Genomic DNA, 12563 nt, shown 5'->3' on the forward strand with positions numbered 1-12563 from the left:
TAGTCGTACGGCATTCTCGGATGTATGACGACGGACACTCCGGCCCGGCTCCTTCAGCTCCTGTCCCTCCTCCAGACCCCCCGGGAGTGGCCCGGCGGCGAACTCGCCGAGCGGCTCAGGGTGTCCCGGCGAACGGTCCGGCGGGACATCGACCGGCTGCGTGAGCTGGGCTATCCGGTGCAGGCGACCAAGGGGGCCGACGGCGGCTACCGGCTGGTCGCGGGGAAGGCCATGCCGCCCCTCGTGCTCGACGACGAGGAGGCGGTGGCGATCGCGGTCGGGCTGCGCGCGGGAGCCGGGCACGCGATCGAGGGCATGGACGAGGCCTCGGTACGGGCACTGGCGAAGCTGGAACAGGTGCTGCCGACCCGGCTGCGGCACCGCGTCTCCACGCTTCAGGCCGCGACGACTCCGCTGACCAGCGGGGACGGGGCGAGTGTCGCCACGGAGACGCTCACCGTCATGGCCTCCGCGGTGGCGGGGTCCGAGCGGCTGCGGTTCGCCTACCGGGCCGGCGACGGGGCCGTTTCGCGGCGGCTGACGGAGCCGTACCGGCTCGTGTCGACCGGTCGGCGCTGGTACCTGGTGGCGTACGACCTGGACCGGGCGGACTGGCGGACGTTCCGCGTCGACCGGGTCAGCGAGCCCTTCGCCACCGGTGCGCGGTTCGCGCCGCGGGAGCTGCCGACCGGGAGCGCGGCCGAGTACCTCAGGCAGTCGGTGTACCGGCGGCAGGAGACCTACACGTTCACGGTGACCTTCACCGACCCGGCCGAGGTGGTCGCGGCGCGGCTGCCCGCGTGGCTCGGCCCGCCGGAGCCGCTCGGCACGGGCGGCTGCCGGCTGCGCGCCACGGTCGGCGACCAGGTGGAGTGGCTCGCGGTGCGGCTGGCGATGCTGGGCTGCGAGTTCACTGTGCTGGAACCCGATGAACTCGTGCAGTGCGTACGGCGGTTGGGTGCGCGGCTGACGCGGGCCGGCGGGGGTGGCGCGGAGCGGGGGGAGAGCGGAGCGGCCGCCGTCTCGTCCTCCGGCATCCCGGGGGAGGTTCCGTAAGGCCGTCGTCGGCCGTCAGGGGCGACGCGGGCGGGGCAGGGCGGCCTGCCTCTCACCGGCTCGCGCCCGCCTCTCACGGCTCACGGCCCCGGCTCTCACGGCTCGCGCCCGCCTCTCACGGCTCACGGCCCCGGCTCTCACGGCTCACGCCCCGGCTCTCAGGCTTACGCCCCGACCTCGCCGAAGAGGGCAGAAGTGGAGCCGGGCTCCGGCGCCCCGGGGGGAGGGGCGCCGGAACCCGGCTCTGGGAAAGTCCCGGCGCCGGGGGGGAGTGCGTCGGGACTTGGCTCTGGACATCTGTGCGTCCCCCGAAGGGGACCGGGGCCGGGGCCGGTCCGGGACGGAACCGTCCGGGAGTCGAACTCCTGGGCTCGGAAAGGTTGTTCCCGGGCCCCCGCCGCTTCAAGCGACGGTACACGGCCATGTTTGCGCGGCCTTTCGCCACCCGGCGTACGCGGTCGCCCGACGCGCCGGCAGCCTCACGCGCCCGGGCTCAGCACGCCCCGGCCGGGACGCGCACCGGAACGACCGTCGGCCGGTATGGCGGCGCGGGCGGACCCTCGCACGGAGCCATGGCCGGATCCCGTTCGAAACGGTCTCACGTCCGGCACGGCCTCACGTCCGCATGGCCCCACGTTCGGCACGGTCTCACGTTCGGCACGGTCTCACGCCGCCGCGTCGAACCCGGTGTCGCGGGCCAGCTTCTTCAGCTCCAGCAGCGCGTGCTTCTCGATCTGGCGGATGCGCTCACGCGTCAGGCCGTGCTCCTTGCCGACCTCGGTGAGCGTACGCTCGCGGCCGTCCTCTATGCCGTACCGCATCTTGATGATCGAGGCCGTGCGCTGGTCGAGGCGGCCGATGAGGTCGTCGAGCTCCTCGCTGCGCAGCAGCGTCATGACCGACTGCTCGGGCGAGACGGCGGAGGTGTCCTCGAGCAGGTCCCCGAACTGGGTCTCGCCCTCGTCGTCCACCGACATGTTCAGCGAGACCGGGTCACGGGCCCAGTCGAGCACGTCCGAGACACGCTCGGGCGTCGAGCCGAGCTCCTCGGCCATCTCCGCGGGCTCCGGGTCACGGCCGTGCTCCCGGTTGAACTCCCGCTGGACACGGCGGATGCGGCCCAGCTCCTCCACCAGGTGGACGGGCAGCCGGATGGTGCGCGACTGGTCGGCTATCGAGCGCGTGATCGCCTGACGGATCCACCAGGTGGCGTACGTGGAGAACTTGAAGCCCTTGCGGTAGTCGAACTTCTCCACCGCGCGCACCAGGCCCGCGTTGCCCTCCTGGATCAGGTCCAGCAGGGGCAGGCCGCTGCGCGGGTACCGCCGGGCGACCGCCACGACCAGGCGCAGGTTGGAGCGGATGAAGACGTCCTTGGCCCGCTCTCCCTGGGCGACCAGGGCCCGAAGCTCCTCGTCGGTGGTTTCCGTCCTGGTCCCTTCGTGCCCGTCGAGGATCTGCTGCGCGAACACACCCGCTTCGATGATCTGGGACAGCTCGACCTCCTTGGCGGCGTCGAGCAGCGGCGTACGCGCGATCTCGTCGAGATACATGCCGACCAGGTCGCGATCGGCGATCTCGCCGCCATGGGCGCGAACACTGCTTGCCGCGTCGGCCGTCTCGCCGGTGGCGGACTTACGACGGGCGACGGCACGGGTTGCCATGCGTGCTCCCTTGCGATGGTGGGTCAGCGGGTGGTCCTTCAGATGCTCGGCACCTGCCTCGGAACTCTCCTCGGGTGCCCGGCATCCGATGGAAACAACGACTGGAATCCGGACAGAATTCCCAACCCGCCCCCTAATTTTCTGATCATGCAGTACCCTGTCTCGCCACAGTCGTCGAACTCTGCCGCAACGGCTGCGGAACCGCAGGTCAGGGCGGCGCCGAAGGCATCCCGGGCCCTTCACGGAACCCGCCGGTCGCCCCGGATGTGAGGCCCCGTTCACACCGATGGCGCCACTTCAGGGAAGAGCGTCCTCTTCGACCACCTTCCACCCTGATGGACGAATCGCACCGTCGGAAGGTTGCCGCAAACCCGGACTCTCGGGAAAATCCAAGACTCTCCACACCCTCGTCTTACGCAGCGGGGGCGCGCATGTCTCAGCCGAACTGCACCGAACGCTTGGCCAGGCCCATCCAGAAGCCGTCGATCACGGACTTCTGCGTTCCCAGCTCACCGCCGGCCTCCGCAGCGCCCATGGTCACGAACAGCGGGGCGAAGTGCTCGGTGCGCGGGTGGGCGTACCGGCCGGCCGGGGCCTTGTCGAGGAAGTCCAGCAGGGCGTCCCAGTCGCGGGTCTCCAGGGCGCGCCTGCCCCAGTCGTCGAACTCGGCGGACCAGCTCGGGACCCCGGCGTGCCGCAGGGCGGCCAGGTTGTGGGTGAAGAAGCCGGAGCCGACGATCAGCACGCCCTCGTCGCGCAGCGGCGCCAGCCTGCGGCCGATGTCCATGAGCCGGACCGGGTCGAGGGTCGGCATGGAGACCTGGAGCACGGGGATGTCGGCCGCGGGGAACATCTCGACTAGCGGGACGTAGGCGCCGTGGTCGAGGCCGCGGTCCGGGACGTCCTGCACGGGCATTCCGGGGGCGCGCAGCAACTTCCGCACGCTCTCGGCGAGTTCGGGCGCGCCGGGGGCGTCGTAGCGCACCCGGTAGTAGTGCTCGGGGAAGCCCCAGAAGTCGTAGACCAGGGGGACGGTCTCGATGGCCCCGAGGGCCAGCGGGGCCTCCTCCCAGTGGGCGGAGACGACCAGGATCGCCTTGGGGCGGGGCAGCTCGGCGGACCAGGCGGCGAGCTGGCCGGGCCAGACCGGGTCGTCCGCGAGCGGCGGGGCACCGTGGCTGAGGTAGAGGGCGGGCATGCGCTCCCGGACGGCGGCTGACATGGTGGCGGCTCCCTTGAGATGCTTGAAAGCTAAAGCTCTACGAAACAAGGTTACGCCCGAATTGTTTAAGCTTCAAGAAGTAGCTCGTACAGTGGATGTATGAACACGGCACCCGCTTCCGCCCCCGAGCCCGAGCCCGCCCCCGAGCCCGCCCCCGCCGAGGCCGATGCCCACCGCTGGCTCACCGCCGAGGAGCAGCGCGTCTGGCGTTCGTACCGGCACGCCACCACCCTGCTCGAGGACCACCTCGACCGCCAGCTCCAGCGCGACGCGGGCATGCCGCACATCTACTACGGCTTCCTCGTCAAGCTCGCCGACGCCCCGCAGCACCGGCTGCGGATGACGGAGCTGGCCATGGACGCCAAGATCACCCGGTCCCGCCTCTCCCATGCCGTCGCCCGCCTGGAGAAGAACGGCTGGGTGCGCCGCGAGGACTGCCCCTCCGACAAGCGCGGCCAGTTCGCGGTCCTGACCGACGAGGGCCTCGATGTGCTGCGCCGCACCGCGCCGGGCCATGTGACCGCCGTACGCCAGGCGCTCTTCGACCGTCTCAGCCTGGAACAGCAGAAGTCCCTCGGCGAGATCATGCAGATCGTCGCCGAGGGACTCCAGCCGAAGGAAGCGGGTGCGGACCTGCCCTGGCTCCGCTGAGGGGCGGAGGCGGACAGGTACGTGGCGTACGGCCCCCGTGGGCGCCTCAGCAGAAGCTGAGCGGATGCCTCAGTGGGCGATGACGGGCACCGCCGTCTCGTCCTCCGCGCCGGCGCCCGCGCCGGAGCCCAACCCGGTCACCTTGGTGCCGCCCGGACGCCCCGCGTTGACGAGCGTCAGGGCGATCACGGCGGCCACCACCAGGATGCCGACGGCGAACCAGACCGCGCTGGTGTAGCCGTGCACCATGCTCTGCAACTGCACCAGCTGCTGCTGGGGCCTGGTGGTGGCGCCCTTGATGTGGTCCTGGATGTACGAGGTCGTGGCCGAGGCCGCGATCGTGTTCAGCAGGGCCGTACCGATGGCGCCGCCCACCTGCTGCGAGGTGTTGACCATCGCGGAGGCGACACCCGCGTCACGCGGCTGGACGCCCTGCGTGGCCATGGACATGGCCGGCATGAACGCCGTACCCATGCCGAGGCCCAGCAGCAGCATCGCGGGCAGCAGCAGGGTGGCGTAGGAGGAGTCGAGCTCCAGCTGCGTCAGCAGGAGCATGCCGGTGGCGGCGACCAGGAATCCGGGGCCCATCAGCAGTCGCGGGGCCACCCGGGTCATCAGGCGGGTGCCGATCTGGGTGGAGCCGGTGATCATGCCCACGACCATCGGAAGGAAGGCGAAGCCGGTCCGCACCGGCGTGTACCCCCGCACGACCTGCAGGTAGTACGTCAGGAAGAGGAACAGGCCGAACATCCCGATGACCGCCAGGCCCAGCGACAGGTAGATCCCGCCGCGGTTGCGGTCGGTGACCACGCGCAGCGGCAGCAGCGGGGCCTTCACCCGCGACTCGACCAGCGCGAAGGCCAGCAGCAGAACGGCGGCCGCGACGAACATCGAGACGGTCAGGGTGTCGCTCCAGCCCTGGGACTCGGCGCGGGTGAAGCCGTACACCAGGGAGACCAGGCCGAGGGTGGACAGCACCACGCCCGGAATGTCGAGCGGGGAGCGGTTGCGGCCGCCGGCCGGCTCACGGATGACGAAGTAGGCGCCGGCCGCGGCGGCGACGGCGAACGGGATGTTCACGAAGAACGTCCAGCGCCAGTCCAGGTACTCGGTGAGGAATCCGCCCAGGATCAGACCGACGGCGCCACCGCCACCGGCGATCGCGCCGTAGATGCCGAACGCCTTGGCTCGCTCCTTGGCGTCGGTGAACGTCACCGCGAGCAGGGAGAGCGCGGCGGGCGCGAGCAGCGCGCCGAAGACGCCCTGGAGTGCGCGGGCGCCGAACATCATCGCGCCGGTCGTGGCCGCGCCGCCGAGCGCGGAGGCCGCCGCGAAGCCGGTCAGACCGGTCACGAAGGCCCGCTTGCGGCCCCACAGGTCGGCTATACGACCGCCGAAGAGCAGCAGTCCGCCAAAGGCGAGGGCGTAGGCCGTGACGACCCACTGCCGGTTGCCGTCGGAGATGCCCAGGTCCTGCTGGGCGGAGGGCAGGGCGATGTTCACGATGGTCGCGTCCAGCACGACCATCAGCTGGGCGAGCGCGATGAAGACGAGCGCTTTCCAGCGGCCCGGGTCGCCGGACGCCTCCTCGACGCCGGGAGCCTTTGCGGCTGTTTCAGACATGGGGGTACCCACTCCGGTACTTCGTGACGGAAAAGACAGGGAGAGACAGAGAGACGCGAACAGAGAGACGAGGAGAACGAGAAGAGACGAGAGGAGACGAGAGGGGCGAAAGGAGACGAGACGAGAGGGGCGAAAGGAGACGAGGCGAGAAGGGTCGGGAAGAGACGGAAAGAGACCGGGACGGGCTGGAAAAGACGGAGAAAACGGCGTCGGAAGGTCACGGCCGGCCCTCACGGCCGGCTCGGGACTCGGTTTCGGATGAGGAGTGGGTCCGGAGTACGGTCCGGGGCCGATCGCTCCCGGTGGGTCAGGCCCGGCGGAGGTCCTCCAAGGTCGCGGTCACACCCGGCAGGGCGGATCGGGCCGGGGCCCGCAGCCCGTCCAGGAACAGTTGCAGATGGCGGTGCACGAAGCGGTCGATGCTGCCGCAGCCGGTGCCGGCCGGCGGCCGGGAGAGCTGGGCCACGGCGACCATCACATCGCCGACGCCCACGTCGGGGCGCAGTTGCCCGGCCCCCTTTGCGCGGTCCATGACCTCCTCGACGAGGTGTTCGACCCTCTCACGGGCGGCTTCCAGGTCGGGGTGATGCCGGTCGAACGTGCTGGAGACCATCGGACACAGCGCGCTGATCCGCTCGTCGGCGGAGGCGTGCACGAAGTGCTCCAGGGCGTCGAAGGCGTCACCCGTCTCCGCGAGCGCCTGCTCGGCCGCCCGCGCCGTACGGTCCATGACGGAGCAGACGACCTCGCGTACGAGGGCGTCCCGGTCCGGGAAGTTGCGGTACAGCGTGGCGTTGCCGACGCCGGCCCGGCGGGCGATCTCGTCGAGCGGCACCTCGGGGCCGTGCTCGACGAACATCTCGCGGGCGGCGGTGACGATGCGCTCCCGGTTGCGCAGGGCGTCGGCGCGAGGCCGGGTCGCCTTGCGCTGCTCGGGGTTCGCGGTCGTCGCGGCGCGCACGGTGTACTCCTCAAGTCAGTCGGTCGGCCAGTCGCCGGTTGGACGGTCGGGCGGCCGGCGAGTCGAGCGGGACGGCGATCCGGGGAGTGACTCCCCGTTTCGCGCTAACACCTAGCCAAACGGGGAAGAGGTCCCCGGTTATTTCCCGACCGCCGCGAGTTTTTCGGTGACCTGAGTCACATCCACCTGGACGCACGCATTCCCACGACCGGAGGCTCCGTCCCACGACCGGACCGCTCCAGCGCGCGCCGAACGCCCGGGCGACACAGGGTGATCGCAAGGGTGCAGCCGGAGACCGGTGGCTGCCTGGCGCGAAAGGTGAACGCATGCAGGCGCAGCCGCCCCGCCGCCGTATAGGCCCGATACCCAAGCGCCGTGCGGTCGCCATGGCCTCCGTCACGGCGCTGATCCTCGCGGTCGGCACCTCGGCGGGAACCGGGCACTTCACGGCAGGCGGCACGGTGCCCGACGCCGGAACGGCCACGCTGGCCCGCTCCCCCGCCCTGACCCCCTGCATGATCAGCGGCGCCTCTTCGGTCCAGATGTCGGAGGGCGTCCCCACCACCGGCGGCTACGCCCGCTCCCTCGGCACCGTCCACGCCCTGACCCTCATGGTCGACTTCTCCGACGCGCCCGGCGAGGACGACGCGCTCGACCGCTTCCACGAGTTCTTCCCGCAGACCCAGGAGTGGTTCCACACCGCCTCCTACGGCCGCCTCGACTACCGCGCGGAGACCCCGATCACCCGGTGGCTGCGCATGCCGAAACCGTTCAAGGACTACGGCCTGGAGCGCGGCGCACCGTTCGACCCCGGCTACCGCCAGCTCATCAAGGACATAGTCACGGCCGCCGGCCCGACGGTGGACTTCCGGGACTACGACCTGATCAACATCCTCATGACCCCGAACGCGGGCCCCTCCGCCCTGGACACGGTCCTGTCGGTGACCTTCGCCGGCAACGCGGACGCTCCCGTCGCCAACGGCGTCGCGATAGCCAACGTCTCCTTCATCTACTCGCGCCAGGACGACGGCTCCGGCTCCTACGAGAACACCGGCTTCCGCGTCCTGCCCCACGAGAACGGCCACGTCTTCGGCCTGCCCGACCTCTACACCCGGGAAGGCGGGGACGCGGTCGGCCACTGGGACATCATGAGCGAGGACTGGGGCGCCAACAACGACCTCCTCGGCTGGCACAAGTGGAAGCTGGGCTGGCTGGACGCCTCCCAGGTGAGCTGCGCGTCCAAGAAGGGCTCCACCGAGTACACCCTGACCCCGCTGGGCCACGCGGGCGGCCACAAACTGGTCTTCGTCCCCCTCGACGGACGGACCGGTTACGCCCTCGAACTGCGCACGCTCTCGGGCAACGACGAGGAGGTGTGCCGGCCCGGCATCCTGGTCTACAAGGTCGACGCCGAGGTCGACACCGGGCAGGGCCCGATCACGGTCCGCGACTCCCACCCCAACTCCGGCGGCTGCACCCGCAGTCCCAACGTCGAGGCGGAGCTCTCCGACGCGCCCTTCGCGCCGGGCGAGTCCTTCAAGGACCCCAAGGCACACCTACGCGTCGACGTGGTCTCGGCCGACCGCGCGGGGAACTACCGGGTGCGGGTCACCCGGCAGTGACGCGTGGGCCGCGTGGACGAGGACCGTACGGACGGGGACCGCGCGGACGGGGACCGCGCGGACGCGTGAACGGACTACCGTAGACGGCCGTAGGCCCGCTGCGACCACCGCCGTACCGGAGAACAGAACCGATGCCCGCGAACACCACGACGGATCCGGAGGCCCACGAGGCCGCCGGCGCCGACGCCCGCACCGGGCCCTCCACGGCAGACGCGCACCCCGCCGAACCCGCCGCCGCGCCTGCCGAGGCCGTGACCCCCTTGATGCGGGGCGTGGCCGTGCTGAGGCAACTGACACGGGCCGGGGGCGCGCTGAGCCCCAGCGCCCTGGAACGCGCCACGGGCCTCGCCCGCTCGACGGTGGACCGCATCACGGCGACGCTCGCCCGGATGGGATACGCACGCCTCGACGGCCGGGACGTGGTCCTCACCCCCCGCCTTATGGAACTGGGCAACGCCTACCTGGCCGCCCTGCGCCTGCCGGCCCTGCTCGGCGCGCACGCCGACGCGCTCGCCGACGAACTGGACGAGTCGGTGTCCCTGGCGGTCGGCGACCGCGACGGAATCCGCTTCATCCACCAGGCGACCCGCCGCCGCGCGATGTCGCTGAGCTTCCGCATCGGCGACCTGCTCCCGGCCGAACGCACCGCGCCGGGCGCGCTGTTCGCCACCGAGTGGACGGACGAGGACTGGCACCGCTGGCACGAGCGCCGCTCGGCCGACCCGGAGGACCGGAACTTCCCCGCGGTACCGCCCCGTTCCCCCGGGCCGGACGACTTCGAGGAGCGGACCGCTCAAGTCGGCTGCGAAGGCTGGTCGTTGGACGACCAGTTGATCGAACCGGGCCTGGTCGCGGTCTCCGTCCCGGTACGGGACCCCGCCGACGGCCGGATCGCGTGCGTGGCGAGCGTGGTGAGCCACACCAGCCGCCACTCGGCGCATGACCTGTGCACGACGCTGCTGCCCCGCCTGCGGGAGACGGTCGCCGCCATGGAACGGGACCTGCGCGAGGCCCCGCCCTCGCCGCCCGCGCCGCCACCGTCGGGTCTCGCGACCTGGACGGCCGCCTCGAAACAGGAACTGGGCCGCGACTTCGTCGAATCCCTGGCGCGCGGACTGACGGTCCTGACGGCCTTCGACGAGGGCCGGCCCGCCCTGACCCTGACAGAGGTGGCCAAGGCCACGGGCCTGGCCAGGGCAACGGCCCGCAGGGCGCTGATCACCTACGAGCACCTGGGCCTGGTGAGCCAGTCGAAGGACACCCGCACGTTCGACCTCACCCCCCGGGTCCTGTCCCTGGGCTTCCCGCCGCTCTCCCGCGCCACCCTGTCCGGGATCGCCCAGCCGCACCTGGAGGACCTGGCGGCCCAAGTGCACGAGACGACGTCACTCGCCGTGCTCACGCCGTCGGGCGAGGAGATCCAGTACCTGGCCCGCGCCACCACGAGCCGCATCATGAGCGTCGACATCACGGTCGGCGCCCGCCTCCCGGCCCGCGCGACGTCCCTGGGCCGAGCCCTCCTCGCAGGCCACGGCCACGCCCTGGTCGACGAGGAGCTGGAACAGGGCGTGCGCTCCATCGCCGTCCCCCTCCACGACCGCGCGGGCCGAGCCGTCGCCGCGACGAACATCGCCCTCCACGCGGCCCGCCACACCCGCGAGGAGTGCGTCGAGCACCTCCTCCCCGCCCTGACCCGCACCGCCCACCACATCGAGGAGGACCTCCACATGGCCTCCCGCTTCACCCGTGTCGCCCTGACCTGACTCCCCACCGCCCCAATCCGGTACGCTGACGCCTGTGGCCCACACGCCACGATCCGCCTTCGTAGCTCAGGGGATAGAGCACCGCTCTCCTAAAGCGGGTGTCGCAGGTTCGAATCCTGCCGGGGGCACAGACTGCGCAGCAGGTCAGAGAGTTGACGGCCCCTCGTTCTGTTCGAACGGGGGGCCACTTTCATGATCAGAGTCCACTAAGAGTCCACACCCCCACACGATCATGTTCTGAATCTCACCCCTTCGAGGGACTAGACCCAGTGCACCCGGCACGTAATGTGGAGCGACGAGAGGGGCAGGAGTGCCTCCCCGCGCACGCCTGAGACGCGCCTCTCGCTACCTGCACGGTGCTGTCGGGGAGGACAGCCCGAGCAGACGGAGGCCCCGCCGGGATTATCGGCGGGGCCTCTTGACGTCCAACGTAGACCGCCCCGGCGCCGATGGCTGCCGGGGCGGGACGCCTTGACCGAGTCATGGCGTCTGACGGCCAGGAGAAGGAGACGCGTACCTCCCCTGGCCGCTCCTTGCCGCACCCCACCCGGCCCGTGGTCGGCGCGATGCCAGCAAGATCACAGAAAGCCTGCCGTCACCAGGCTGACACATGATCCCGCAGGTCACAGCGTGTGTCGAGTGCCCACACACCTGACCGATGACGACTGGATCGACCACGAGGCGGCCCGCATCGGCCAGCGCATCCGCGAGACCCGCGAACACCACAACCTCACCCAGGAGGGCGTGTTCCTGGCGGTGCCGATGAACCGGGCCCACTACCAGGCGATCGAGGCCGGCCGGGCGAACCCGACCCTGCGGACGTTACTGAGAATCGCTCGGGCCATCGGTGTGGACCTGGCCGACCTCATGGCATGAAGCGGCCCCGGTCGGCGACGGGGGGCGCCGGCCGGGGCCGCAGTCTTCAGCGGGTCAGGCGCCGAGCGCGCCCGTCTTCACCGCGCCGAGGAACGAGGACCAGGCTGCGGGTGCCACGGCTGCGGCGCCGCGGGGGCGGTCCTTGGTGTCCCGGAAGTACGCGCCGCCGGTGGTCTTGGCGACCTCGACGCACGCACCGTTGCCTGTGGAGTAGCTCGACGTCCGCCACGGCAGAGTGCTGTCCATGTGCTCACCTTTCACTGGGGTGTTACGTGATGGCTGGCCGTCCGAGCCCCAGGAGGCGGCCAGCCTGCCCGCCGCGTCACGGCGGGAGTCTTCAGCGCTGGGGCCAGCGGTAGCCCGCGGTATCGGTCGGAGACAGGCGCCCGTTGTAGTAGTCGACGTGCTCGTCGTCGTGGCCGGGGCGCCGGGTGCAGTGGCCGCCCCCGCCCGGGACGGGCGCCCAGCAGTACCCGGCGGCGCGGCCGGCGGCGAGGGACGCCTGCTCGTCGTGCTTCTTCCCGCTCACCGCCGCCGCCCTTCCCGCACGAGCCGGTTGAGGGCACGGCCGATCTCGCAGCCGGGCGCGCTGCCCTGGCATTCCTCGCAAGGGCCGGGGTGCACGTGGTCCAGGAGCGCGCGGTACGCCCGCGTGCGGATGCAGCGGCGGCAGGCACGCGGGTACCAGCGCATCCGGGAACTGTCGCTGTCGTCGGTGAGCGGGCTCATCTGCTCGCCGAGGTCAACAGCGGTCTCGGAGGTGAGCGGGCCACTGCGGCACCACAGGCAGTGCCGACCGCGCACCTGGCCGTCGCGCAGGCCATCGAGCACGGGCAGGGAGAGCAGGGCCAGGGCGGCGGCGGGGATCTCCAGTAAGCCCTCTGCCGGACCGGGGATCGGGACTGTACGGTTCGTCATGTCGACTCCTCGCAGTCGGCCATGCCCCCGGACCGCTCGCTACGGTCGCGGGGGTTGCTTGTGACCCAGACCATACCGCGCCTTACCGTGGGTTGCCGAGGGTTCCTGCGGTCGCGCGGCATGGTGCGGGAACCTACGGTCGCCAGCATGAGCGCTGATCTTGACCGGACCCGGGCCGTATGGAGGCAGGCCGCGCAGATCGTCATC

At 71.2% G+C, this 12563-nt stretch carries 12 protein-coding genes and 1 tRNA gene; 6 read left to right on the forward strand and 7 right to left on the reverse strand.

All coding sequences use genetic code 11. The features are described 5' to 3' along the window. Positions 1-24 precede the first annotated feature (24 nt). Positions 25-1056: a helix-turn-helix transcriptional regulator gene (locus ACF09J_RS13650; RefSeq protein ID WP_392305585.1), complete on the forward strand. Its 1032-nt coding sequence runs from the start codon at positions 25-27 to the stop codon at positions 1054-1056. Positions 1057-1721: 665 nt separating this feature from the next. Here the strand turns inward: ACF09J_RS13650 and ACF09J_RS13655 are convergent. Both ACF09J_RS13655 and ACF09J_RS13660 read right to left on the reverse strand, forming a co-directional pair. Next, entirely contained in the window at positions 1722-2720 is a 999-nt protein-coding gene (locus ACF09J_RS13655) for an RNA polymerase sigma factor RpoD/SigA (RefSeq protein ID WP_392305586.1), read from the reverse strand. Between the two features lie 436 nt (positions 2721-3156). Further along, positions 3157-3942, reverse strand: a complete 786-nt coding sequence (locus ACF09J_RS13660) for a dioxygenase (RefSeq protein ID WP_392305587.1) — start codon at positions 3940-3942, stop codon at positions 3157-3159. A gap of 99 nt (positions 3943-4041) precedes the next feature. On the opposite strand from ACF09J_RS13660, the gene ACF09J_RS13665 reads away from it, so the two are divergent. Continuing rightward, the gene (locus ACF09J_RS13665) at positions 4042-4593 is read left to right on the forward strand and encodes a MarR family winged helix-turn-helix transcriptional regulator (protein ID WP_392305588.1); all 552 of its coding nucleotides are present in this window, start codon (positions 4042-4044) and stop codon (positions 4591-4593) included. Between the two features lie 69 nt (positions 4594-4662). Here ACF09J_RS13665 and ACF09J_RS13670 read toward each other — a convergent pair whose 3' ends face one another. After that, positions 4663-6216, reverse strand: a complete 1554-nt coding sequence (locus ACF09J_RS13670; protein WP_392305589.1) for an MFS transporter — start codon at positions 6214-6216, stop codon at positions 4663-4665. A 307-nt stretch (positions 6217-6523) separates the two neighbouring features. Beyond that, positions 6524-7177: a TetR/AcrR family transcriptional regulator gene (locus ACF09J_RS13675; protein WP_392305590.1), complete on the reverse strand. Its 654-nt coding sequence runs from the start codon at positions 7175-7177 to the stop codon at positions 6524-6526. 326 nt (positions 7178-7503) lie between these two features. Between ACF09J_RS13675 and ACF09J_RS13680 the strand changes: the two genes are divergently transcribed. From ACF09J_RS13680 to ACF09J_RS13695, 4 genes are all read left to right on the forward strand, one after another. Then, the gene (locus ACF09J_RS13680) at positions 7504-8799 is read left to right on the forward strand and encodes a M6 family metalloprotease domain-containing protein (RefSeq protein ID WP_392305591.1); all 1296 of its coding nucleotides are present in this window, start codon (positions 7504-7506) and stop codon (positions 8797-8799) included. Between the two features lie 131 nt (positions 8800-8930). Then, complete coding sequence (locus ACF09J_RS13685) at positions 8931-10562, forward strand: IclR family transcriptional regulator C-terminal domain-containing protein (RefSeq protein WP_392305592.1); 1632 nt, start codon at positions 8931-8933, stop codon at positions 10560-10562. Between the two features lie 55 nt (positions 10563-10617). Continuing rightward, positions 10618-10690, forward strand: a tRNA-Arg gene (locus ACF09J_RS13690). Positions 10691-11201: 511 nt separating this feature from the next. Further along, positions 11202-11438: a helix-turn-helix domain-containing protein gene (locus ACF09J_RS13695; RefSeq protein ID WP_392305593.1), complete on the forward strand. Its 237-nt coding sequence runs from the start codon at positions 11202-11204 to the stop codon at positions 11436-11438. A 54-nt stretch (positions 11439-11492) separates the two neighbouring features. Here ACF09J_RS13695 and ACF09J_RS13700 read toward each other — a convergent pair whose 3' ends face one another. The 3 genes from ACF09J_RS13700 to ACF09J_RS13710 form a co-directional block, all read right to left on the reverse strand. Continuing rightward, entirely contained in the window at positions 11493-11684 is a 192-nt protein-coding gene (locus ACF09J_RS13700; RefSeq protein ID WP_392305594.1) for a DUF397 domain-containing protein, read from the reverse strand. Between the two features lie 91 nt (positions 11685-11775). After that, complete coding sequence (locus ACF09J_RS13705; protein ID WP_392305595.1) at positions 11776-11967, reverse strand: hypothetical protein; 192 nt, start codon at positions 11965-11967, stop codon at positions 11776-11778. Next, positions 11964-12356, reverse strand: coding sequence for a hypothetical protein (locus ACF09J_RS13710; RefSeq protein WP_392305596.1), 393 nt, complete (start codon positions 12354-12356; stop codon positions 11964-11966). The genes ACF09J_RS13705 and ACF09J_RS13710 overlap by 4 nt, the downstream gene beginning before the upstream one ends. Positions 12357-12563: the final 207 nt, after the last annotated feature.

This window comes from Streptomyces sp. NPDC014889 (assembly GCF_043081205.1).
Classification (GTDB): domain Bacteria; phylum Actinomycetota; class Actinomycetes; order Streptomycetales; family Streptomycetaceae; genus Streptomyces.